General features: G+C 54.2%; 23 protein-coding genes. 14 read left to right on the top strand and 9 right to left on the bottom strand.

From position 1 onward, the window contains the following. Positions 1–105 precede the first annotated feature (105 nt). Genes ACTUJZ_RS00390 through ACTUJZ_RS00360 form a run of 7 tightly spaced genes read left to right on the top strand, consistent with a single transcriptional unit; the run spans position 106 to position 7,031 of the window. Positions 106–1,698 carry an anthranilate synthase component 1 gene (locus ACTUJZ_RS00390; protein ID WP_463634288.1) on the top strand — a complete coding sequence of 531 codons (1,593 nt, stop codon included), beginning with the start codon at positions 106–108 and terminating at the stop codon, positions 1,696–1,698. Continuing rightward, positions 1,695–2,309 (top strand): aminodeoxychorismate/anthranilate synthase component II, encoded by a 615-nt coding sequence (locus ACTUJZ_RS00385; RefSeq protein ID WP_463634287.1) that lies wholly within the window; start codon positions 1,695–1,697, stop codon positions 2,307–2,309. Before ACTUJZ_RS00390 ends, ACTUJZ_RS00385 begins: the two co-directional genes overlap by 4 nt. Then, positions 2,302–3,333, top strand: a complete 1,032-nt coding sequence (trpD, locus tag ACTUJZ_RS00380) for an anthranilate phosphoribosyltransferase (protein ID WP_463634286.1) — start codon at positions 2,302–2,304, stop codon at positions 3,331–3,333. Before ACTUJZ_RS00385 ends, trpD begins: the two co-directional genes overlap by 8 nt. Next, positions 3,326–4,723: a bifunctional indole-3-glycerol-phosphate synthase TrpC/phosphoribosylanthranilate isomerase TrpF gene (gene trpCF, locus ACTUJZ_RS00375; protein WP_463634285.1), complete on the top strand. Its 1,398-nt coding sequence runs from the start codon at positions 3,326–3,328 to the stop codon at positions 4,721–4,723. Before trpD ends, trpCF begins: the two co-directional genes overlap by 8 nt. A 14-nt stretch (positions 4,724–4,737) precedes the next feature. Further along, positions 4,738–5,925 carry a tryptophan synthase subunit beta gene (trpB, locus tag ACTUJZ_RS00370; RefSeq protein WP_463634284.1) on the top strand — a complete coding sequence of 396 codons (1,188 nt, stop codon included), beginning with the start codon at positions 4,738–4,740 and terminating at the stop codon, positions 5,923–5,925. Beyond that, the gene (gene trpA, locus ACTUJZ_RS00365) at positions 5,918–6,727 is read left to right on the top strand and encodes a tryptophan synthase subunit alpha (protein ID WP_463634283.1); all 810 of its coding nucleotides are present in this window, start codon (positions 5,918–5,920) and stop codon (positions 6,725–6,727) included. Before trpB ends, trpA begins: the two co-directional genes overlap by 8 nt. 4 nt (positions 6,728–6,731) lie before the next feature. Beyond that, a complete protein-coding gene (locus ACTUJZ_RS00360; protein ID WP_463634282.1) occupies positions 6,732–7,031 on the top strand; it encodes a YciI family protein in 300 nt (99 codons plus the stop codon). Between the two features lie 59 nt (positions 7,032–7,090). Here the strand turns inward: ACTUJZ_RS00360 and ACTUJZ_RS00355 are convergent, their stop codons facing one another. Beyond that, positions 7,091–7,555 carry a pyridoxamine 5'-phosphate oxidase family protein gene (locus ACTUJZ_RS00355; RefSeq protein ID WP_463634281.1) on the bottom strand — a complete coding sequence of 155 codons (465 nt, stop codon included), beginning with the start codon at positions 7,553–7,555 and terminating at the stop codon, positions 7,091–7,093. A 419-nt stretch (positions 7,556–7,974) separates the two neighbouring features. On the opposite strand from ACTUJZ_RS00355, the gene ACTUJZ_RS00350 reads away from it, so the two are divergent. From ACTUJZ_RS00350 to ACTUJZ_RS00340, 3 genes are read left to right on the top strand one after another with little or no spacing between them, the layout of a single operon-like run. Then, positions 7,975–8,154, top strand: a complete 180-nt coding sequence (locus ACTUJZ_RS00350; RefSeq protein WP_463635215.1) for a PepSY domain-containing protein — start codon at positions 7,975–7,977, stop codon at positions 8,152–8,154. Then, positions 8,154–8,843 (top strand): response regulator transcription factor, encoded by a 690-nt coding sequence (locus ACTUJZ_RS00345; protein ID WP_463634280.1) that lies wholly within the window; start codon positions 8,154–8,156, stop codon positions 8,841–8,843. The genes ACTUJZ_RS00350 and ACTUJZ_RS00345 overlap by 1 nt, the downstream gene beginning before the upstream one ends. Then, positions 8,825–10,150 (top strand): ATP-binding protein, encoded by a 1,326-nt coding sequence (locus ACTUJZ_RS00340; protein ID WP_463634279.1) that lies wholly within the window; start codon positions 8,825–8,827, stop codon positions 10,148–10,150. Before ACTUJZ_RS00345 ends, ACTUJZ_RS00340 begins: the two co-directional genes overlap by 19 nt. 9 nt (positions 10,151–10,159) lie before the next feature. Here ACTUJZ_RS00340 and ACTUJZ_RS00335 read toward each other — a convergent pair whose 3' ends face one another. Further along, complete coding sequence (locus tag ACTUJZ_RS00335; RefSeq protein WP_463634278.1) at positions 10,160–11,212, bottom strand: AI-2E family transporter; 1,053 nt, start codon at positions 11,210–11,212, stop codon at positions 10,160–10,162. A 76-nt stretch (positions 11,213–11,288) separates the two neighbouring features. On the opposite strand from ACTUJZ_RS00335, the gene folX reads away from it, so the two are divergent. After that, on the top strand, positions 11,289–11,654 hold the full coding sequence (folX, locus tag ACTUJZ_RS00330) for a dihydroneopterin triphosphate 2'-epimerase (RefSeq protein WP_463634277.1): 366 nt from the start codon (positions 11,289–11,291) through the stop codon (positions 11,652–11,654). Positions 11,655–11,670: 16 nt separating this feature from the next. Then, positions 11,671–12,564, top strand: coding sequence for a TIGR01777 family oxidoreductase (locus tag ACTUJZ_RS00325; RefSeq protein ID WP_463634276.1), 894 nt, complete (start codon positions 11,671–11,673; stop codon positions 12,562–12,564). Between the two features lie 43 nt (positions 12,565–12,607). On the opposite strand, the gene ACTUJZ_RS00320 is transcribed toward ACTUJZ_RS00325, so the two are convergent. Both ACTUJZ_RS00320 and ACTUJZ_RS00315 read right to left on the bottom strand, forming a co-directional pair. Continuing rightward, positions 12,608–15,139: an ABC transporter permease gene (locus ACTUJZ_RS00320; protein WP_463634275.1), complete on the bottom strand. Its 2,532-nt coding sequence runs from the start codon at positions 15,137–15,139 to the stop codon at positions 12,608–12,610. Further along, complete coding sequence (locus tag ACTUJZ_RS00315; protein WP_463634274.1) at positions 15,132–15,839, bottom strand: ABC transporter ATP-binding protein; 708 nt, start codon at positions 15,837–15,839, stop codon at positions 15,132–15,134. The genes ACTUJZ_RS00320 and ACTUJZ_RS00315 overlap by 8 nt, the downstream gene beginning before the upstream one ends. Before the next feature lie 45 nt (positions 15,840–15,884). Between ACTUJZ_RS00315 and ACTUJZ_RS00310 the strand changes: the two genes are divergently transcribed. After that, positions 15,885–16,523, top strand: coding sequence for an arylesterase (locus ACTUJZ_RS00310; RefSeq protein WP_463635214.1), 639 nt, complete (start codon positions 15,885–15,887; stop codon positions 16,521–16,523). Between the two features lie 36 nt (positions 16,524–16,559). Here ACTUJZ_RS00310 and ACTUJZ_RS00305 read toward each other — a convergent pair whose 3' ends face one another. The 4 genes from ACTUJZ_RS00305 to ACTUJZ_RS00290 form a co-directional block, all read right to left on the bottom strand. After that, positions 16,560–17,843 (bottom strand): amidohydrolase family protein, encoded by a 1,284-nt coding sequence (locus tag ACTUJZ_RS00305; RefSeq protein WP_463634273.1) that lies wholly within the window; start codon positions 17,841–17,843, stop codon positions 16,560–16,562. Continuing rightward, positions 17,840–19,261 carry an amidohydrolase gene (locus ACTUJZ_RS00300; protein ID WP_463634272.1) on the bottom strand — a complete coding sequence of 474 codons (1,422 nt, stop codon included), beginning with the start codon at positions 19,259–19,261 and terminating at the stop codon, positions 17,840–17,842. Before ACTUJZ_RS00300 ends, ACTUJZ_RS00305 begins: the two co-directional genes overlap by 4 nt. A 118-nt stretch (positions 19,262–19,379) precedes the next feature. Beyond that, on the bottom strand, positions 19,380–20,330 hold the full coding sequence (dusC, locus tag ACTUJZ_RS00295) for a tRNA dihydrouridine(16) synthase DusC (protein WP_463634271.1): 951 nt from the start codon (positions 20,328–20,330) through the stop codon (positions 19,380–19,382). Between the two features lie 158 nt (positions 20,331–20,488). Continuing rightward, the gene (locus ACTUJZ_RS00290) at positions 20,489–21,403 is read right to left on the bottom strand and encodes a M14 family metallopeptidase (RefSeq protein ID WP_463634270.1); all 915 of its coding nucleotides are present in this window, start codon (positions 21,401–21,403) and stop codon (positions 20,489–20,491) included. Positions 21,404–21,649: 246 nt separating this feature from the next. Here ACTUJZ_RS00290 and ACTUJZ_RS00285 point away from each other — a divergent pair, with 246 nt between their 5' ends. Continuing rightward, positions 21,650–22,714, top strand: a complete 1,065-nt coding sequence (locus ACTUJZ_RS00285) for a transporter substrate-binding domain-containing protein (protein ID WP_463634269.1) — start codon at positions 21,650–21,652, stop codon at positions 22,712–22,714. 396 nt (positions 22,715–23,110) lie between these two features. Here ACTUJZ_RS00285 and ACTUJZ_RS00280 read toward each other — a convergent pair whose 3' ends face one another. Then, the gene (locus tag ACTUJZ_RS00280) at positions 23,111–23,827 is read right to left on the bottom strand and encodes an outer membrane beta-barrel protein (RefSeq protein WP_463634268.1); all 717 of its coding nucleotides are present in this window, start codon (positions 23,825–23,827) and stop codon (positions 23,111–23,113) included.

Raw genomic sequence — 23,827 nt, 5'->3', positions numbered from 1 at the left:
GCACTTCCTGACTTAGCGGGCGGTGTGCGTGTTGGTGCGCGTATAAAACACAACAAAAGGCCCGTTTTTCAACGGGCCTTTTTTTTGAGCTGGAGAAAATACAACATGAGTCTAGCCGAACTGGGCGAATGCCCCGGTAAAGTCGAAACCATTGTGCAAAAGGCGAATTATTTGCCCGATCCGCTGGCTACCTTTGACCATATTTGTGGTAAAGCGCCTCACACCCTGTTGCTGGAATCGGCGGAAATCGACAGCAAAGATGATTTACAAAGCCTGCTGATGGCCGATGCGGCGCTGCGCTTAGAATGCCGTGGCCAGACGGTAACCATCACAGCACTAAGCGACAATGGCCAGGCGGTATTACCGCTGTTTGACAGCCACTGCCCGACTAATGCTGACTGCCAGCTATCTGGGCGCCAGGCTATCATGACCTTTAGCCTGCCGTCAGCCATGATGGATGAAGATGCCCGCTTAAAAGCCGCCAGCGTATTCGACAGCTTGCGCTTACTGGTGAAAAACATCTCCGCGCTACGCGGCCATCCGCATGCAGTGTTTTTAGGGGGGGCTTTTGCCTATGATTTGCTGGGCTGCTTTGAACAACTGCCTGAGGTGGCCGAAGGTCAAAATGACTGTCCGGATTTTGTTTTTTATCTGGCAGAAACCCTGCTGGCCATTGATCATCAGGCCGGCACCACCGAGTTAATTGGCAGTGTGTTTTCCGGCGCCAATGTAGCAGCCAACTATTTTGCCATCGCCCAGCGCCTGGAGCAATTACAACAACAGCTAGAACAGGTGCCGGCGCTGCCGTTAGGCGACGCGCGGGCACAGCCTTCTGATGTTGCGGTGGATAAATCCGACGATGCTTTTATGCAGGATGTCAATTATCTGAAAACCCATATTCTGGCCGGTGATATTTTTCAGGTGGTGCCATCGCGCACCTTTTCACTGCCCTGCCCGTCACCGGTGGCCGCCTATGCGGAGCTGAAAAAACAAAATCCCAGCCCGTATATGTTTTATATGCAGGATGCGGACTTCACGATATTTGGTGCGTCGCCGGAGTCAGCGCTTAAATATGACACCGCCTCCAACCAGGTTGAGATTTACCCCATCGCCGGCACCCGTCCCCGCGGCAAACGCGCCGATGGCAGCATTGATGCTGATCTGGACAGCCGGATTGAGCTGAATCTGCGCGAAGATAGTAAAGAAAAATCCGAGCATATCATGCTGGTGGACCTGGCGCGCAACGATGTGGCCAAGGTCAGCCAGCCGGGCACCCGGTTTGTCAAAGACTTACTTAAAGTAGACCGCTATTCTCACGTGATGCATCTGGTATCCCGGGTGGTAGGTCAGCTGCGCACTGACTTAGATGCGCTGCATGCCTATCAGGCCTGTATGAACATGGGCACCCTGGTGGGCGCCCCGAAAGTCAGCGCGGCCAGCCTGATCCGTAAAGTTGAACAACAACGGCGCGGCAGTTATGGCGGTGCGGTCGGCTATATCAACGGCCAGGGCGACATGGATACCTGTATTGTGATCCGCTCAGCCTTTGTTAAAAATAATACCGCTTACATCCAGGCTGGCGCCGGCGTGGTGTATGACTCTGACCCATTAAGCGAAGCCAACGAAACCCGTGGTAAAGCCCAGGCGGTTATCAACGCTGTGGTCAACGCCAGGCAGTATCAGGAGACGCAGGCATGAACCAGCCGACAACCGTATTTTTACTCGATAATATTGACTCTTTCACTTATAACCTGGTGGATGAGCTGCGTACCCAGGATCTGAATATCATTGTGTACCGCAACACGGTCGATGCCGCCACACTGGTGGCGCGCATGGAGGAACACGCCCGGCACAGCGCGGTCTTGCTGCTGTTATCCCCCGGCCCTGGCGCCCCCCATGAAGCCGGTTGCATGCCGGAGGTACTTAAACAGGTGCAGGGCAAATACCCGGTTTTAGGCATTTGCCTGGGTCATCAGGCCATTGTGCATCATTATGGCGGCACGGTGGATCGCGCCGAAGCGGTCATGCATGGTAAAGCATCAGATATCAGCCATACGGGTACTGCCATGTTTGCCCAGTTGCCCCAGCCGTTACAGGTGGCCCGCTATCATTCACTGATTGCCACCCACCTGCCTGATTGCCTGGAAGTACTGGCGCGCACCGGTGAGATCACCATGGCGGTTCACCACCCCGGCGATCGGATGCTGGGCTTTCAGTTTCACCCCGAATCTATTTTAAGTGCGCAGGGCAGCCAGCTGCTGCGCCAGAGCATTGCCTATCTGACCGAACAAGGAGCCCACCATGTTTGATGCCAGTACGGTATTACAAACGTTATTAAGCGGTGAGTCATTATCGCAGGCCCAGGCCTACTCATTTTTTAACAGTGTGATGCACGGTGAACAAAGCGACGCGGTGCTGGCTGCAGCGCTTACCGCGCTGAAATTAAAAACCGAAACCCCGGAAGAAATCGCCGGCGCGGCCAGTGCTATGGTGGCCAATGCACTGCCTTTTCCCAGCCCCGATTATCCTTTTGCTGATATCGTCGGCACCGGCGGCGATGGCCATAACACTATCAATATCTCCAGTGCTGCTGGGGTGGTAGCTGCAGCCTGTGGGGTCAAAGTGGCCAAACACGGCAATCGCTCGGTGTCATCACGCTCGGGCTCGGCCGATCTGTTTCGTCAGTTCGGCTTGAATCTGGAATTGAGCCCACAAGCCGCCCGACACTGCCTGGATGAAACCGGGTTTTGCTTTTTGTTCGCGCCGGTGTATCACGCCGGCATGCGCCACGCCGCGCCCATCCGCGCCGCGCTTAAAACCCGTACGCTATTTAATATCTTAGGCCCGCTGGCCAACCCGGCTGGCCCCACTCACGGCGTGTATGGTGTGTATTCTCCCGATTTACTCAATTCTTATGCCCGCACTTTGCGCTTACTGGGGCACACCAATGCGTTGATCGTGCATGGCGACGGGCTCGATGAACTGGCCTTGCATGGTACATCCACTATTATTGAGCTGGATCATGGCCAAACCCGCCAACACATCGTCACGCCGGCTGATTTTGGTTTGCCTGGCTATCCGCTAAGCGCCATTGCCGGCGGCGATCCGGATACCAACAAAGGCATGGTGGAAGCCGCCCTGGCCGGAGAAGGTGAGGAAGCGCACCGTGCGGCGATTGCCATGAATTGCGCTGCCCTGTTGAAAGTGACCGGGGTAGTAACCACTTATTCCCAAGGGGCAGAGCTGGCCATGGACACCATGAGCCGCGGCGCCCCGCTGGAATTACTGGCGCAGGTCGCCACTCTGACGCAACAGGAGACCCTCAATGGCTAATGTGCTGGAAAAAATTGTTAACGATAAACGCACAGAGCTGGTCAGCCGCGAACAAGCGCTACCGCTTGCCCAGTTCAAAGACAGCCTGACCCGGTCTGACAAAAGTTTATTTGCTGCCTTGGCAGCGCCTAATGCCGGCTTTATTTTTGAGTGTAAAAAAGCCTCGCCGTCCAAAGGACTGATCCGGGAGCCGTTCGATTTGGATGAGATCCTGGCCGCTTACACCCCGTATGCCGCCGCCTTGTCAGTGCTCACTGACGAAAAGTACTTTCAGGGCAGCTACGATTATCTGGCCTACGTCACCGAGCGCGTGGTCCAGCCAGTGCTGAATAAAGATTTTTTCATTTCGCCCTATCAGGTTTATCTGGCACGCTATTATAACGCGGACGCTATTTTGTTGATGCTTAGCGTGTTAAGCGATGACGAATATCAAGAGTTGGCCGCCATTGCGGTGGAGCTGGGCCTGGATATTCTTACCGAGGTCAGCAATGCTGAGGAAATGACCCGGGCAATCGCGCTTGAGGCCAACATCATTGGCATCAACAACCGCAATTTGCGTGATTTGAGCACCGACCTGGCCACCACGGAAGAATTGGTGCCCATGTTAGGTGATGCCAGCCATGATTTTGTAGTGATCTCAGAATCAGGCATCTATACCCATCAGGATGTATTGCGCCTGGCGCCGCATTGTGATGGCTTTTTGGTGGGCAGTGCACTGATGGCACAAGCCGACCTGCCCGCTGCGGTCAAGCAATTGGTTCTGGGCACAATTAAAGTATGCGGCCTGACCGACGCCCACATGGCCAGGCAATTGTTTGACGCTGGTGCCAGCTACGGCGGGCTGATTTTTGCTCCGCGCTCACCCCGTGCGGTAACCCTGCAACAGGCTTGTGCCATCACCAGCCAGGTGCCAGGCAAGTATGTAGGGGTGTTTGTGAATGCGCCGGTGGATGAGGTGGTGAACACGGCCACCGAAGCCGGCTTAAGCGCGGTGCAGCTTCACGGCGATGAAGATGCGGACTACCGGGCCCAACTGCGCCAGCAATTGCCCGAGACGGTGCAAATCTGGCAGGCCGTAGGCGTGACTGACAGCCTGCCCGCAGCGCTGAGCGAACTGCTGCAAGACAGCCATCTCGACAAGGTGGTGGTGGACACCAAGGTAGGTAACCAGTCCGGGGGCACCGGCCAGCAGTTTAACTGGCAGCTATTGGATGAGGTGCAGGACAAACACAAACTGGTGCTGGCCGGGGGCATCAACCCCGACAATATCAATGATGCCCAGGCTACCGGCGTGGCGCTGGTGGATGTGAACTCAGGCGTAGAAACCGCACCGGGTCAAAAATCGATGGCCAAATTTCAACAGTTACTGGCACGGGCCAGACAGTATTAGATACAGGACAAACCATGAATCAATTAGACAGTAAATTTGGTGAGTACGGCGGTACTTATGTGCCCGAACTGCTCATCCCTGCGTTAGACCAACTGGAGCAGGCATTTGTGGATGCACTGGATGACCCGTCTTTTCACGACGAGTTTCAGGCGCTTCTGAAAGATTATGCCGGTCGCCCCACCGCGATGACGCTGACCCGTAATCTGGTCACTAACCCTAAAGTAAAATTGTATTTAAAGCGTGAAGACTTGCTGCATGGCGGCGCGCACAAAACCAATCAGGTGTTAGGCCAGGCGCTGCTGACCAAGCGCATGGGCAAAACCGAGGTGATCGCAGAAACCGGCGCCGGCCAGCACGGCACCGCCACAGCTTTGGCCTGTGCCCTGTTAGGCTTAAAAGCCCGCATCTACATGGGTGCCAAAGATGTTGAGCGCCAGGCGCCCAATGTGTTTCGGATGCGGTTGATGGGCGCTGAGGTGATCCCGGTCAACGCGGGCTCGGGCACCCTGAAAGATGCGGTAAATGAAGCCATGCGTGACTGGTCCGCTAATTACGACAAAGCCCACTATTTGCTGGGTACCGCGGCCGGCCCCCACCCCTTCCCCACCATTGTTCGTGAATTCCACAAAATGATCGGTGAAGAAACCCGTGCGCAAATTCAGGAAAAAGAAGGCCGTCTGCCGGATGCAGTAGTGGCCTGTGTGGGCGGTGGCTCCAATGCTATTGGCATGTTTGCTGATTTTATTGACGAGCCGGACGTGCAGCTGGTGGGCGTGGAGCCGGCCGGTAAAGGTCTGCACACCAAAGAACACGGTGCCACTATTTGTACCGGTTCAAAAGGCATTTTGCATGGTTCACGCACCTATATCATGCAGGATAAAGAAGGCCAGATCGAAGAAAGTTATTCGGTATCAGCCGGCCTGGATTACCCGGCTGTTGGACCGCAGCATGCGCATTTATCAGATATTGGCCGGGCCCAGTATGTGTCGGTGACCGATGATGAAGCACTCAATGCGTTTAAACTGCTTGCCCGCAAAGAAGGCATCATTTGTGCGCTGGAAACCGCCCACGCGCTGGCACATGCCTTGAACATGGCGGATGAAGCCGAAGACGATACCATCATTGTGGTTAACTTGTCCGGCCGCGGTGATAAAGATATCGGTGTGGTTACAAAAATTCTGGGAGATGAAATTAATGGATAGATATGCGGCGATGTTCGACCGGCTGGAACAACAAAATGCCGGTGCGTTTGTGCCTTTTGTGACCTTAGGCGATCCTGATTTAGTCACCTCGGAAAAGATTATCAGTACGCTGGTGGACAATGGTGCTGATGCCCTTGAGCTGGGCCTGCCTTATTCAGATCCTATCGCCGATGGGCCGACCATTCAGGCGGCCAGCATTCGTGCCCGTAATAGCAAAGTTACCACCGCTGATTGTTTTGATTTGCTGGAGCGCATTCGCCAGCGTTACACCGATACGCCCATTGGCTTGTTGTTATACAGCAACCTGGTGATGGCCTCGGGCATTGAGGGTTTTTATCAAAAAGCCGCAGCGGCCGGCGTGGATTCAATTCTGATTGCTGATGTGCCCCTGCGAGAAGCTCAGCCATTTATCGAGGCAGCCAACACACATGGCATTAAGCAAATTTTGATTGCCCCGCCCAACGCGTCGGATGAAACCCTTGAGCAGATTGGCAAACATTCATCAGGTTATACCTACCTGCTGGGTCGCGCCGGGGTCACCGGAGCCGAAACTGCTGCGCAAATTCCGGCAGCGTCACTGGTGGCGCGCCTGCGCCAGTTTGAGTGCGCCCCGCCCTTACTGGGCTTTGGTATTTCCAAGCCGCAGCAAGTCGCAGATGCCATCAAAGCCGGTGCTGCCGGGGCTATCAGTGGCTCAGCCACGGTAAATATCATTGCCGAACATCTAGATGATGAGCCACGGATGCTGGAACAGCTGGGCGAATTTGTGCGTGGTATGAAACAGGCCACCGCCAGGGACTAAGCTGATGCATTATATGATTTGCGCCACCGATAAAGCTGGCTCGCTGGCCGCCCGCTTGCAGGCTCGCCCTGATCATGTGGCACGCTTAGAACAGCTTAAGTGTGAAGGCCGGCTGGTGCTGGCTGGCCCGTTTCCGGCTATTGATGGGCTGGATCCTGGCCCGGCCGGGTTCACCGGCTCATTAATAGTGGCGGAGTTTGACAGCCTGGCTCAAGCTCAAGACTGGGCTGATGCCGACCCTTATATCGCCGCGGGTGTGTACGAGTCAGTCAGCGTCAAGCCGTTCAAGCAGGTGTTACCCTGAAACGCAAGAGGGCGCTTAATCAAGCGCCCTTTTTTGTGATTTAGACAAGCCAGCGTGCATTACAAGTTAACGCGGTCGTGCTCGCCCATCTCTTTTTCGTTGATATCTTTGCCGGTCATCAGTTTAAATATGCCTTTTAGCCCTGGATCAGCTTCCCAGATTTCGGCATCGTCCAGCTCAAAGCGCAGCATTTTTAACGACGGATCGTCTTTGCCTTCTTCATACCAGGCTTCTACAGCATTCGACCAGTATTTATCAATGATTTCCTGGCGGGTTTCTTCCACGATGGTACCGCGGATACAGGCAAAAATATCGTGCCCCTTACTGGAAAAATGCACCATGGCCTTGCCACCCGAGGCAGCACGGTTGGACTTGGTGGTGTAAAACCAAAATTCACTGTCGGCCTCTTTGTCCAGCTGGGCGCGCATAGGTTCGGCCGGCTCTTCGTTATCGGTCAGGCTAAGCAGTACATTCGGGCTATCGGCCATGGCTTTCCACATTTTGGTTCGGATGTCAGTGGACATACTCGTCTCCTTGTTTGTCTTGGCCAGCCGCCGGCTGCAGGGGCGCTGGCAAGTTGGCTCAAAGTATTGAAGTGTCGCGTGCGAATGCGTACATCTGGTGTCCAGACAACAAATGCACGCCATGTGCCAGCTATTTTGGCTCCCCAACAACTTGCCATATCATTATTTATCAACAAGTTAGCAGTGCAATAAATGTTTACCCAGGCTGCAAGCCGCCCCAAGCGGGTAACATCTGCCTTGTACAGTGCAAATATTATGTGCAGTTCAGGTGGGGTTCAGTGATTGCAGCTACACTGGCAATGAGGCAAAGTAGGTAGATAAGTGAAATGGTGGCGGGAAAAAAGGTGTTCTTACTGACGTGTTGCATCCTGGTAGTGCTAAGCCTATTGGCCCCCGCACACGGTCAGCAGCCTGATGTGATGACTAAAAAGCAGGCGGTGGTGCAGGTTCAGCAACAGGTGCCTGGACGCGTGCTGAAAATTGCCGATGCCGGGGACACCTACCGGGTCAAATTGCTGCAAAAATCCGGGCGGGTGATCACAGTAGAAATCGACAAACGTACCGGCACTATTACCAACCAACAGGAAGAACAGCCCTGATGCGTGTGCTTATTGCCGAAGATGACAGCCGCTTACTGACACAGCTTGATCAGCAACTGCAGGCCCAGGGCTACAGTGTGGATCTGGCTGATGAGGGTGAACAGGCACTGTACCTGTTGTGCGAGCATCCCTATGACACTGCCATTATTGACCTAGGGCTGCCACAACTTGATGGGCTGAGCGTTATTGACCAGGCCAGGGCTAGGGGCATCACCACGCCGATTCTGATCCTGACCGCTCGCGACCGCTGGCAGGATAAGGTCAATGGCCTGGATGCTGGTGCCGATGACTATCTAACCAAGCCCTTTCATCATGAAGAACTGTTGGCCCGGGTCAAAGCGCTGATCCGGCGGGCAGCCGGCCAGCCCAGCCCGCATGTGATCTTTGGGCCACTGATGCTGGACCTCAACGCCAAGGAAATGCGCCTGGATCAGCAGGCATTGAGCCTGACAGCGTATGAATACCGGGTGCTGGAGTATTTGATGCTCAACCCCACCAAGGTGGTCTCCAAGACCGAGCTAACCGAGCATATTTATGATCAGGATTTTGATTTGGACTCCAATGTGATTGAAGTGTTTGTGGGCCGCCTGCGCAAAAAGCTCGACCCGGACAACCAGCTAAAGCCCATCGAAACGGTACGCGGCCGCGGCTACCGATTAAACCCGGCTCTATGCACCGGCTCTCATTAAGACTGCGCAGTACCCTGATTGCGCTGCTTGCGCTAGCGTTGTTTATCCCGCTGACCGCCTGGGTGCTGGATAAGGCGCATATGGACAGCCTGCGCATCGCTAAATTTAATGAGTTGAAACTCATGAACCTGGCGCTGATCTCTGCGTTTGAACTCACCGCTGACGGCCCGGAAATGCCCGAGTTGCTGTATGAAGACCAGCTCAACCTGCCCGACTCCGGCTATCTGGGGCTGGTGAAATATGACAACCGAGTGATTTGGCAATCCACCTCAGCGATTAATTTGTCAGTGCCCGCCACCCTCCCTGATGTGCCAGTGGGCAAAGAATTGGTTTACGCCGATTTCACGCCCTTTACCGAGCAGTCTGAGCGCTATTTTTTATACGGCTATGCCGCCGAGTTTGCCATTGGCGATCGCTTTGTGCCGGTGCAATTTTTTGTTCTGAATCACACCGATGCACTGGCTGCCCGCCAGCAGGAATTTATGCACACTGTTTGGCAGGGGCTGATGGTGCTAGGTGCGGTGCTGCTGGTGGTGCTGATGCTGGGCAATGCCTTGATGCTGGCGCCGGTACGCACCCTGATTGCCGAGATCCGCCAGACCAGCCAGGGCCATCAGCCAGCGCTGTACGCCCGCTATCCGACAGAATTTAGCCACCTTCAACACAGTATTAACCAGTTAATTGAAACCGAACATCAACAGCGCACGCGCTACAAAAACAGCCTGGGCGACTTGGCTCACAGCCTCAAAACCCCACTGGCAGTGGCGCTGGGCACGCCTGGCTTACCGGCCGATGCCCGCGACGCATTGCGCAATATTGATAGCCTGATCCAACGTCAACTCAAGCGGGCTGTGGCAGGTCAACGTGGTTGGCAACACCCGGTTGCGGTGGCGCCGGTGGCCGAACGGTTGGTGGGTTCAATGCAAAAGATTTATCGCGGAAAAGAATTGGCCATTGCACTAAACCAGGCGGCGCCGGCCTGGTTTAAAGGCGATGAGACCGACCTCTACGAAATGCTCGGCAATGTGCTCGATAATGCCTGTAAAGCCGCCCGGCAGCAGGTCAGCGTGCATATTCAGCGCGATGCTGAGCAACTGGTATTCACCGTTGATGATGATGGCCCGGGCATTGCGCCGGCCACCCGCGAGCGTTTGCTCCAGCGCGGCCAGCGGTTAGATACCTATGAGGAAGGCCAGGGTATTGGCCTGGCGGTGGTCAGTGACCTGGTGGCAGTGTACGGTGGCCGGCTGGCGCTGTTAACCAGCCCGGCCGGCGGCACGCGAGTCACGTTGACCTTCAGCGATTAGCCGGCAGTTTTACCGGGTAGCCGGCGTGGCAGCGCGTGACTGTTCATCACTGCTGGACAATAACACCGCCAGCCAGCGGCTTTCTTCTCGAGACTCCAGGGCTATCTTGACCACCATGGTCAGCGGTACCGACAACAGCATACCCACCGTGCCCAGTAGCCAGCCCCAGAAGATTAATGATAAAAACACCACCAGCGTGGACAAGCCCATACCCCGGCCCATCAAGCGCGGCTCCACCATGTTGCCCATAATGGTGTTCACCAGCACAAACCCCAGCGCAGCCAGCCCGGCTGAGGCAAAGCCATATTGCACAAAGGCGATCAATACTGCCGGTAGCGCTGCGATAATCGAGCCGATATTGGGAATATAGTTAAGCATGAAGGACAGCACCGCCCACAGTAAAAAGTGGTCGACTTGCATCACATACAGCCACACGCCAATGATGACCCCGGTGGCCAGACTCACCACGGTTTTGATGGCCAGATAGCTGTTAACCGAGCGCACAAAACGGTCGATATGCTGCATTTTCATGTCCGGGTCAGCCAACGCAATATGCAAACGTTCTGGCATTCCACGGGCTTCAAACAGCATGAACACCACCGTAAGCAAAATCAAAAACAGATTGGACAGCACCCCACCCATGCCGCTGATAAAATTGGTGGCCAGCGACATCGCCATACCCGGATCCAACTGACTGGTGATCAAGTCACGATTAAGATGAATGTTAACTCTGGCCAGCTGATCGATGATCCAGTTAAATTCATTGTCCAGTTGCATGCGGTACTGCGGCATATTTTCGCGAAATTCTGCCAGAGACTGGCCTACCAGCCCGGCCAGTAAAAATCCCAGCACCACAATGGCTACAATCACCAGCGAGATGGATAGCCAACGCGGGATATGATGGCGTGATGCCCAGTTAATCAGCGGGCTGCAGGCAATGGCAATAAAAGCTGACAAAAAAAACGGTACCATGATGGCGGAGGCGGCTTTGATCCCGGCCAGCACCACCACCAGGCAGGCCAGCACAATTAGGGCTTTGGCAGTTGGCGATTTCAGTTCCATAATTAGTAAATCATCTTGGTTGTGGGTGCAAATTCGCTATTATTGTACAGACTAACCCAATAACACGAGTGATTTCATGAATTTGAATCAGGCTACGATAAAAATTAAAAATTTACGCCTCCGCACCTACATTGGCATAAATGAAGAAGAAGTCAGAAATAAACAAGATGTGGTGGTCAACGTAATGATTCATTACGATGCAGAACGCGCAACTGACTCCGACAATATGAACGATGCATTAAATTACAAAACGGTGACCAAGGCCATTATCCGGCTGGTAGAAGATAACCGCTTCTCACTACTGGAAAAACTGACAGCCGACATCCTGGCCGTGGCCGCCGAGCATCATTGGGTGACATCTGCCCAGGTTGAAGTGGATAAACCTCACGCATTGCGCTTTGCTGATTCTGTGTCGTTATCATTATCGTGTGACAAACCCTAACAAAAAAGGATCTGGCGTGAATATACTGATAACTGGCGGTACCGGCTTTATTGGCCGGCATTTGATCTCCAAACTGCACTATGAACATGACATCACAGTGCTCACCCGCGACCAGCAAAACGCACGCCGCATCTTGCCGGACAATGTCAGTATTATCACCAAACTGGATGCCATGGGCGACTTTAGTAGCCTGGATGCGGTGATTAACCTGGCCGGTGAGCCAATTGCCGATAGCCGCTGGACAGACAAGCAAAAACAGCGCATTTGTCACAGCCGCTGGGATATCACCGAGGAACTGGTCACCCGCATCAAACAAGCTGTTTCGCCCCCGGCAGTGTTTATTTCCGGCTCAGCCATCGGGTATTACGGGCGCCAGGGCGACACCCCGGTCACAGAAGACAATCCGCAGGTGCACGAAGAATTTACCCATGAACTGTGTGCCAGGTGGGAAGCAATCGCCGAGCAGGCCGCGTCCGAGCAAACCCGGGTGTGTTTGCTGCGCACCGGCATCGTACTGGCTAAAGGTGAGGGTGCACTGGATCGCATGGTATTGCCCTTTAAACTGGGGCTGGGTGGAAAAATGGGTAATGGCGAGCAGTTTATGTCATGGATCCACATCGAAGACATGGTGGAAGGCATTCGCTTTTTACTTATCCACGAAAAGTGCCGCGGCCCGTATAATCTTACCGCGCCGCATCCGGTCACTAACCGTACATTTACCCATACCCTGGCCAAGGTATTGCACCGCCCTGCTCTGTTTACCGTACCGGGCTTTGCCTTAAAGCTGGCCATGGGTGAAGCCGCTGAATTGCTGCTGACCGGCCAGAAGGTTATCCCTAAAAGATTACAGGATGCCGGTTACGAATTTTCCTACCCACTGTTAGAAGATGCGCTGCGCCAGGAGTTTTAATCTGAGCCATTGGCAACGCCGGCGCATTGCGCCGGAATATTTTTTACATAATCTTACGCAGCAAATCGCTGGTGTTTAATGTGAGCAACCGCCAGCAGCCCACCGCACCTAACGCACCCACTACGGCCGCACCGGTCACCGGGGCGATGGCCCAGTAGCTAAAGTGCAATGACGGCTCCATGCTGAACAGCTGGGTTTGCAACAAGTACAAACTAAACTCGTTGGCCAGCGCCGCCATAAATCCGGCCACCACACCGATGATAATGAACTCAAAGATCACGCTGGAGCGGATAAGGCGACCTTTGGCACCTAGGGTACGCAAGATGGCCAGTTCTTGCTGGCGCTCATCCATGCTGGCTTGTACCTGGGCGATAAGCACCAGGGATCCGGCCACCAACACCAGGATCAGGATAAACTCCACGGCCAGCGAGACCTGATCCACAATGCCACGCAATTGGTTGATTCGTGCATCCACATCAAACAGGGTTACCGCCGGGAAGGGTTGCAGCAGCGACGTAAGCTGCGCTTTACGTTCGGTTGGTAAGTAAAAGCTGGTGATGTAGGTGGGCGAAAAGTCCGTCATGGCAGACGGCGACAGCACAAAGAAAAAGTTTGGCTGCATGGTTTGCCAATTGACCTGGCGCAGACTAGTGACCGTGGCCTGCACCTTTTGTGAGCCAATATTAAAGGTCAGTGTGTCGCCCATCTCGATATCGAGCCGGTCGGCCACATCTTCTTCCACCGAGACTTCAAACGGTGCCCCCGCATTGCGGTCAGACTCACCATGCCAGGTGCCGGCGACAATTTTATTTTCTTTTTGCAGCTCATCACCCCAGGTCAGGTTGGCTTCACGCCCTAACCCCTCACGGCCTTCTTCCTCAGCCTCAACCTCGGGATTATCTTCTTTACTCACCCGGGTATTTACTTCATCGCCGTTGACCGCCATAAAGCGGCCACGCACCACCGGATAGAAGCGGTCAATTTCCACTTGTTTATCGGCAAAGTGCTCTTCTAAGCGGGGCCGGTCCTGGGCGGTGATATTGATTAAGAAGTAGTTGGGGGTTCCGGCCGGCAGCTGCGCCTGCCACTGGGCAATCATGTCATTGCGCATCACCAGTACCACCAGCAGCAGCATGATGGTGATGGAAAAGCTGATGAGCTGAACACTGTTGTCCATGGCTCGGCGCGAAATACGCGCCCAGGCCAGTTGCCAGGCGCCCATCTTGCGACTGCCCAGCTGACGGCCCACCCGGATCAGGCCATAGGTCACACAAATAAGCGCTGCTACCAGCACCACGCCGGAGGCAAACAAGATGGCGCTGATCTGAATATTCTGGCTATACGCCCACATCAGTAAAAATACCGCCAGGCCCGACACCGCAAATTGCAAGGTGCGCGAGCGTAGCCCGGAGTCCATATCGCGGCGCAGTACCCGCAGCGGCGGCACTGAAAACAGACGCAATAATGGGTACATGGAAAACAGCACCGCACAAATCACGCCGGTAAACACCGCGATTAACACCGGCCGCCAGTGCCAGACTGACAAACTGACCTCCACCCGGTCGGCCAGGGCGCTGACCACCGCCTGTTGAATGGCGACCCCGGCAGTAATGCCGATGACAATACCCAGCAAGGCAATAAACAATACCTGCAAAATATACACTTTGCGGATCATGCGCTTACTGGCGCCTAAGGTTTTCATGATGGCCACCGGATCATAGTGGCGCTGGCTATAACGCTGTGCGGCTACCGCAATAGAGACAGCTGCCAGTACGATGGCCAGCAGGCTGGCCAGCAAAAAGTACTGCCCGGCGCGGGCCACCGAACGGCCAATGGGCGACTCATCGTCCTCGACCGACTGCCAGCGGTGCAGCTCATCGTTGAGTTGCGGGCGCAGCCAGTCGTAATAGGTTTTTAACGCTGCGCTTTCGCCACTAAAATAGGCTTTGTAGGTCACCCGGCTGCCTGGCCCGGTGATATTGGCTGCCGGCAAATCGGCGATGCGGATCAGCACCAGCGGGTCGGTATTAAACACGCTAAAGCCGGCATCGGGAATTTCTGACAGCACCCGGCTTACGGTAAAGCTGGTTTCACCAATATCGATGCTATCGCCCACCTCGATGGACAATAACTGAAACAGGCGCGAATCAATCCAGGCCTGACCCGTCTCTGGTACCTGAGTGGTGGTTTGCTCCTGGCCAAAGGGGGCATCGGCCACAGTGATCTCGCCTTTCAACGGATAGCTTTCATTAACCGCGCGTAAATCGGCCAGTGCCATATTGTCCTGGGCAAATACCATGGAACGGGTTTCCACCTGCCGGGCGGTTTGTAGCGATTCAGATTGCGCGGCGCTGAGCCAGTCCGGGTCGATGGGCTGACGTGAACGCAGCTGGGTGTCGGCGGCTAAAAAGCTGGCCGAGCGTTCGGTCAGTGCGCCCTGTAGCCGTTCGCTGAATAAAGATAATGACAACACGGCTGCCACTGACAACACAATCGCCGCCAGAATTATAGTTAACTCACCGCGCCGCGCCTCATGTTTAAACAGCCGCCAGGCTAGCTGTGTCGCGTTACCCATTGGCGGCTCCTGTGGTGACCGGAGCAGTCTCTGGGGCGGCCTGTTCGGTCAGTGCGCCACCCTGCATGGTTAACTGACGGGCGCAGCGCTGGGCCAGATGTTCATCGTGGGTCACCAGCACCAGTGTGGTGCCCTGTTCTTTGTTTAACGCAAACAGTAGTTTTTCAATTTTTTCACTGTTGGCAGCATCCAGGTTGCCGGTGGGCTCATCGGCAAACAAAATCTTGGGCCGGCCAATAAATGCCCGCGCAATGGCTACCCGCTGCTGTTCGCCACCGGATAGCTGGTTGGGATAATGGCTGGCGCGATGACCCAGCCCCACCTGTTCTAAAATAGCGCGGGCTTGTTTTTTGGCATCTTTGAGCCCGGCAATCTCCGCCGGCAACATCACATTTTCCAGCGCGGTAAGGCTTTGAACCAGCATAAAGCTTTGAAAGATAAACCCAACCTTAGCGCCTCGTAACTGCGCCCGGGCCTCTTCATCCATGGCATGCAGCGGCTCGCCATCCAGATAAATCTCACCACTGGTGACCTGATCCAGACCTGCCAGTAAGCCCAGCAAGGTGGATTTGCCTGAACCCGACGCACCCACGATGGCAACTGTCTGGCCTTGCTTGACTTCAAATGAAATGGGTTTAAGAATCTCCAGCTCCCCCTCATTCGTATTAACAATTTTAGTAAGCTGGCTGGTTTTAATCATAGAGGAGTCACCGCTGTCGTGTTGAAGGTTCACAATCGTCGCTTTATGCAATCGTTGTTGATTGTATTATTTTTACCCTTAATCCTGCTTGCAGATCAATCAATTGCTGCAACTTCGTCACACGCGCAGAGCAGCCAGACGCGCCTGTTAGTATTAGGTGACAGCTTAAGTGCCGGCTATGGTCTGCAACAAAATGAGAGCTGGGTCAGTTTGTTACAAAACCGCTGGGCAGACGAGTCGCTTAAGATTGAGGTAATAAATGCTGCGATAAGCGGAGAAACCACCGATGGCGCGCGGGCCCGGTTGCCACAGCTGCTCGAACAGCATCAGCCCACCCATGTGTTGATTGAGCTGGGCGGCAATGACGGCCTGCAGGGCCATCCTATCAATAAGATGAAAGCCAACCTGCATGCAATGGTGGATATGGCGCAGGACGCCGGCGCCACAGTGTTTTTACAGGATATGCAGATCCCGCCTAATTATGGCCAGCGCTATACGCAGTTGTTTGAGACGGCATTTGATAAGGTGGCGGACAAACAGGATATTCCGCTCATCCCGTTTTTCTTAGATTCCATTGCGCTGGACCAGTCACTGATGCAGCGCGACGGCATTCACCCCAATAAGCAGGCGCAGCCGATGATAGCCGAGTTTATGGACACCAAATTGCGGCCATTGCTGCAGTAAATAAAAAGGGCTTGCCTCGGCAAGCCCTTTTTTGTTTTACGGTTTTACGTAGTGAGACGGCGTATTATCGCCCTGCTGGTACAGCTTTTGGTAGCGGTCGCGCAGTAAGGTCTGGCGGCTGGTCATATCAATGGCTTCCCCATTGATAAATACCTGCTCGGCATATTCGGTGACCTCAAACGGGTCACCACTCCAAATCACCACATCAGCCTGCTTACCCGGGGCCAGTGAACCGACCCGGTCGGATACGCCCAGGATACTGGCCGGATGGCTGGTCAGACTGGCAATGCCCTGCTCGTACGGCAGACCATTGGCCACCGCGTTTCCGGCATGTTGTGTGGCCAGGCGGATATTGTGCGTTTCCATACCGACCGCCACTTTCACGCCGGCCTTGGCCAGGCGCGCGGCATTTTCGATGCTAGCACCAATGGCTTCAAAACTGTCCGGCAGGTTCATTTCCGGGTTTAAAATCACCGGAATGCCGGCTTCGGCCAGTTCATCGGCGACCCGCCAGGCTTCGGCGGCATCCATCAGAATTATATTGGCCTCAGGATAGCGTTCTTTAAAGGCCAGAATTTGCAGGATGTCGGCTTTGCGATCAGCTTCCATCACCAGTGGCATCTCACCGCTTAGGATGCGTTGTAGCGCGTCCAAATCGGCCCGGGTATTGAGGCCCTGCCAAACACTGCCGGCTGCTGGGATCTCACTGACACTGCCAGCTTCGTTGAACAACTGCTCCAGGGTGACCCAAAGTGCGGCGCGTGAGCCGCCAGAGCGCTCTGCGCCGTCGCCACTAACATCCAGCACCGAAAAGGCACGCGGCTTTATAACCGGGGCATTTTCACCCAGTGAAATCACGCTGCCCTGCCCATGAAATAAATAGTCAGTGTAAGAGATAGTGGTGGCCGCTGAGGTCACACCCTCAATGCGCGACACATCAATGACGGTGGAATCCGGATTCACCGCATAGCTCACATCAAAGGCAGCGCCATTATTGGATACCTTGTTGTTTTCTACAGACGAATCTACCACCCCGGCCCAGGATGACACTTCCACCAGCCCCAGTGAAGTCATGGCGCCCACCAGGCCCGGGGTAACAATTTTGCCACTGGCATCAATGCGGCGGTAGCCATCAGGAATTTGCTGACCGGCGCTGATCTGTTCGATGTTGCCATCGCGGATCAGAACCGTGCCTGACTCAATCACACCCTGCTCGGTCTGGGTGTAAATTTTGGCGCCGGTAATGGCGATATTTTCGGCCAGCGCAGAGGCTGACATACCGGCTGCGGCAAGCGCTGCTGCTAAGACTATTTTTTTCATTGTGCTTCTCCCTGAACGGCCTGACCCACTTCAAAGTCACTGATAGGCTGCGCCGATGGCTGGTTCAGGTCAAACACCAGGCCGCCATCCACATACACCTGCTCGGCTTTGGTGTAGGTTGAAAACGGGTTGCCGCTCCACAACACCACATCGGCATTTTTACCGCTTTCCAGCGAGCCGGTTTTATCGTAAATCCCTAGGGATTTGGCCGGGTTGGCAGACAACCACGACCAGGCATCGGCCATAGAGATGTCGATACCCGCACGCTGGCCATCAGACCAGGCCTTGGCGGCTTCCTGGTTTAAGCGCTGGATGCCGATTTCACTGTCTGAATGAACAATGGCACAGGCACCGGCAGCGTCTACCATGGGGATATTTTCACGGATGCCGTCATAAGCTTCCATCTTAAAGCCCCACCAGTCGGCCCACATGGCTGAGCAGACATTTTGTTCTTTTAAGCGGTCGGCGATCTTGTAAGACTCCACCGCATGGTGGAAGGCACTGATCTGATAATCAAATTCTTCCATCATGTCCATCATAGTGACCATTTCATCGGCGCGGTAGCAGTGCATATGCACCAGAATGTCGCCCTTCAGCACGCCGGCCATGGTTTCTAAATCCAGGTCGCGCTTGGGTGCCGTTGGGTTGGTGCCCGCTTCGAAATCTGCTTCATATTTTTCCCACTTACGCATGTAATCCTGGGCATCCGACCAGGCCTGACGATAGCCACGCACATTACCCATACGGGTCATGGGGCCACCTTTTTCGCCATACACCCGCTTAGGGTTTTCACCACAGGCCATCTTCATGCCATACGGGGCGTCAGGAAATTTCATATCCTGCATGGTGCGGTTGGGAACATTTTTTAGCACCACCGAGCGGCCACCAAACAGGTTGGCAGAGCCTGGTAAAATTTGCAGCGTGGTTACCCCGCCAGCCAGGGCGCGGGCAAAGCCGGCATCCTGCGGCCATACCGAATGTTCCGCCCACACACCTGGAGTCACTGGTGCAGTCATCTCGTTACCATCGGATAGCGAACCAATCCCGGGCGACGGATACACACCCAAGTGGCTGTGGTTGTCGATGATGCCGGGCGTAACCCACTTGCCCTGGCCATCGATCACGCGGGCGCTTTGCGGGTAATCCACGTTAGCGCCCACTGCCTGGATTTTGCCTTCAGCAAAATACACCATGCCGTTGTCAATCTTGTTGCCAGCGCCGTCCAAAATGGTCACGTTAGTGATCACAGTGGGCTGGCTGGCTACAGGCTGGTAGGTGCTGGGGTACGGGTCGGTATCAATTGAGACTTTAGTGGCCTGCGCTGCGTCGTTGCCTGACGCAGTAGTCTGACATCCGGTCAGAAGCGCGGGCACCAAAAACGCCATAGCTAGCGCCAGGCGGGAACGTATGTGTGCCATTGAGTTTCCATCTTGTTGTATGTTGTTTGAATCGTTATTTTTGTGTGGATGTTAACACCCACACATCTATACAACATTAACGCTACTTTAGGCCAGAGGGAAAGTCAGCTATTTGAGACTAACTGACGTACTCGTGCGAAGACTGGCGTCGCAGTACCGCCACGATCTCATCAGAGTTCTGTAAGCGGCGGATATCGTTAAACAATTGCTCGGCTTGAGGGTACTGGCGTTTAAGATACCCACACCATTGTTTGATACGGTTAGGATAATAGCGGCCTTTATCACCGTAGATTTCATAGCCCGAGTACTGGATCAGTAAGTCCGCCAGTTGTGGCCAAGACATAGGCGCCTGGCCTTGCTTGATACACAAAGCCAGATTGGGTAAGGCCAGCGCGCCGCGGCCCAGCATGATATTGGCGCAGGCTGACTGTTGCTGACAGCGCCTGGCATCCTCGGCATTCCAGATTTCGCCATTGGCAATCACCGGAATATCGGTGTGACGACGGATTTTGGCGATCCAGTCCCAGTAGGCTGGCGGCTTATAGCCTTCGGTTTTAGTGCGCGCATGCACCGTTAGCTCACTGGCACCGGCCTCAGTGATGGCCAGCGCATTGTCGATGGCTTTGGATTTGTCTTCAAACCCTAGGCGAATTTTTGCTGTGACTGGCAGATGTGCTGGCACCGCCTGGCGCACCGCGCTGACAATTTCATATAAGGCTTCGGTTTGTTTGAGTAGCACCGCGCCGCCCCGGCTTTTATTGACGGTCTTAGCCGGGCAGCCAAAATTCAGATCGACGCCGGGCGAGCCTAGCTCCACCGCAGTTTGGGCATTTTCTGCCAGCCACTCGGGGTGCTGGCCCAACAGTTGCACCCGGACCGGGGTGCCCGAGGCGGTTTTACCGTCGTTGTGCAGTTCCGGGCATAACCGGTAAAACAATTTCGGCGGTAATTTTTGGTCCACCACGCGGATAAATTCGGTCACGCATAAATCAAACCCGCCTACCTGAGTGAGCATTTCGCGCATCAGATGATCCACCACCCCTTCCATCGGGGCTAATACCACTTTCATATCGATTACCACTTACTGCCAGGCCTCAAGGGCGGCGATTTTACCAAAGTCGACGTCACAGGCAATCACTGCGCCACTTAATGCGCACGGTTTAGTTGGGGGACACAAAAAAGCCCCTGTGCTGGCAGGGGCTTAGTAGGCTTAAAAAAAATAAATAATTACAGATTTGCTGCCATCAAGTAATCCAGCGCACCGGTAATGGCGGCCACCTGGGCTTTGTTACACAACTCCGGCGTCGCCTGGTCGCTGTCCGGGTAGACTTCTGTGGTCGATACAAACGAGGCATTGGTCATGCCGCCGCACAGGTGCAGCTTTTTCTTGTCGTAACAGATAACCCCGTCACTTTGCACCGGCTCGCCGATTAAGCGGCCTTCGTCATCGGCTGGCGCAATATGAGTGACTTTGCGCACCGACTCAATGATGGCTTTTTGAAAATCCAGCTGCGGCGCCTGGGTGTTGGCCACGGTATAAAAGCCGTCCGGGATGTTCCAGTTGATGTTGGTGGTGCCGTTACGCGCCGCCAGCGCCGGGCGAAATTCACTGTTATCAGTATCAGTGGTTTCATGCAAGTCGATGTGCATTAGAAACTCAGTATCCAGCGAATCCAAAAATGCCATGATCTGAGCCGATTCCGGCGCTGGGCTGTCAGCATAAAAAGACCGGTTGGGATCCATCGCCATCGGGTTCCAGCGATTGATGGTTTCATAGCCCCAGGGGCTGATGCACGGCACGATGACAAAATTAAAGCGGCTGGTGTAACGCGCCACATCGTGCTTAATAAACCGCAGTGCACCCTGTACCCCACTGGTTTCATAGCCGTGTACACCACCGGTGACCAGCACCGTGGGTTTGGTCTGCAGCATCGGCTCGCTGACCAGTGCATACAGCGGATAACGCGCTTCATCATACGGCAGAGCGCCGTATTGTACGATGTTGAAGCCGTCCATCTGTTCAGGGATCTGGCTTAATACTTCTTCAGCATAGCTACGTTTGATTTGCTGCTGTTCTTTCCACTGCGCTTTGTGCTCATCGTTCCAGGCCTGGCCCGGGGTGCCGATGGGGTAATCTTGCATAGTTTTCTTCCAGGTCGTAAAAAATTCTATTTTAACATATCAGGCAGCTAAAGCGCCTGGCTTGCCACTGGTTTACGCAGCAACTCGCCAGGCAGATGTATTCGCCTGCTGTTTTAGTAACTAACTGGTCAGTAAACCCACGCTGACAGGCAAAGCCTCTAAGCGGATTGCTGGCAGAAGCGATCTGAATAGAATCTAACCAAGAATAACCTTATACATCAGGTAATAAAAAAAAACAGGACGATTATGAAACAACTATTGATGGTGGCCGCTTTGCTGGTCACGTGGTGGCCCGGCGCAGCGCTGGCTCAAACTGAGGAGCTGGTAATTGCCACCAAACAGGCGCCGCCGTTTGTAATGAAAAATGACCAGGGCGAATTTGAAGGGATCAGCATTCGGCTGTTCGAGCGCATGGCCGAGCAACAAAATCTTGCCTACAGGTTTGAAGAAACCGATTTGGCCGGCCTGGTGGATGGCCTGGCCGAGGGCCGCTACGATGCCTCCATCGCAGCAATGACCGTCACCGCTGAGCGTGAAGCCAGCATCGATTTTACCCATCCTTTTTACACCACCGGCCTGGCTATCGCCGTACCCAAAGATGAAAGCCGCCTGATGTCGGCTGTGTCCGGTTTTTTTTCCTGGAAGTTTCTGGTTGCCTTAGGCGGCTTATGCTTATTGCTGCTGGCTGTGGGCTTGGTCATCTGGCTGGCTGAACGTCATGGTAACAAGGAAGAATTTGGCGGTAGTAATGCTCAGGGCATCGGCTCAGGCTTTTGGTGGGCAGCGGTCACCATGACTACCGTAGGCTATGGTGATAAATCGCCACGCACGTTGGCCGGACGCATTGTAGGCTTTATCTGGATGTTTGCTGCGATTATCCTTATCAGTAGCTTTACCGCCGCCATTGCCACCAGCCTCACCGTCAGCCAGCTGGAAACCAAGGTACAGGGCGTCAGTGATTTACCGGATGTACGGGTTACCACCCTGGCCGGCTCAGCCAGTGCTGCGTTTTTGGATAGCCGCGATATCAGCTATAAAACTGTAGACACTGTACAGGCTGGCCTGACCAAAATGCAAAATGGCGAAACCGATGCACTGGTGTACGACAAACCTATCTTGCAGTATCGCATTAATAATGGCTTTGCCGATGAGATCACGGTATTACCGGATGAAATCGACCGCCAGGATTATGCCATCGGTCTGCCGGAAAACAGCCCGCTGCGTGAGCAGTTTAATACTGGTTTGCTGAAAATTATTGATAAGCCGGAATGGCGCGAGCAGGTAAAAGAGTATCTGGGCACCGACGAATAAGCAGATTTGGAACAAAAAAGAAGGGAAAGCTACTAGCTTTCCCTTTAAATTTGATTAGTCAAAGGCTTGGATATGCCATTGAAAAGCATTCCAGCATAAGCGATAACGATACCGGGTGCGTTCCTCTACATGCTCTATCAGTATATGTCCTAGTTCAGTAGTATGGCATATCAATACAGATCCACATTTTAAAGTAGCAAATACTGACCCTTCAAATTGATTACTGGTAAATTCCTTAATTTCTAGCATCCGTTCCTGGCAAAACGATGACAGCGCATCGATTACACTTCCACCTTGGATAGTATTTCCGTATTCGCAATTCGAATTCATACGATTTACCCTCCTGCATACCGCAGTAGAAAGTGTAAATCGTCACTAACTTTTCACCAGTCAACTTTAGTTTAGTTTTTGCGCGTGCTCCTCCCGCCCCATCACATAACGAATGTTCAAAGAAAACAAATCGCCATGGTCGTCGGCAAAATAATAGCGTTCGGCATCAATGCCCACCTGCCAGCGCGAGCTGAAGTGATACACATAGCGTGCCCCGAAGATGCCATCTACGCCATCTTCATTTTGAGACGCATCCACCGAGCTGTTTTCGAATACATCGTGTGAAGCATAGTCAGCCTGCCAGGCAAACAGCCCGCCATGCAGTTGGATTTCACCACTGTGATGCTGCCACACTCGGTAGGCGACGCTTAAGTGCGCCCCGCTTACTGAAGATGGATGGATAGCATTGGCCTGCGCAAAAAACTCTGCCGGGGTGGTGGTATCGGCACTAAAGGCGGTGCTGACCTCGCCCAAGTCTGTATACCCCAACTCCAGCTGCCAGCGCTCGCTAAGCGGTGTGGCCAGCGCCAGCCGGTAGCCGAGGCGGCGCGTATCCACTTCGATATCGTAGACTGCGTAACCGGCCTTCGCAGCCGCCTGCTCGACATCACTGGCTGCATAGTCTGAATCGGCCAGCCCCAGCCCGGCGCTGAGCGACCAGTGTGAGGCAAAGCAACGTTGCTCTTCGTCAGGACAAAGCGGAAACGCGCTATCGGTATCTGTGGCTTGCTGCGCGGAGGCGCCTGCGCTGGCGACTAATCCCAAAAGTAGTAATGCTTTCAT

This window comes from Alteromonas sp. WD8-37, assembly GCF_055326825.1.
Note: the sequence above shows the minus strand (reverse complement) of the source record. Positions and strands in the feature narration are given on the sequence as shown.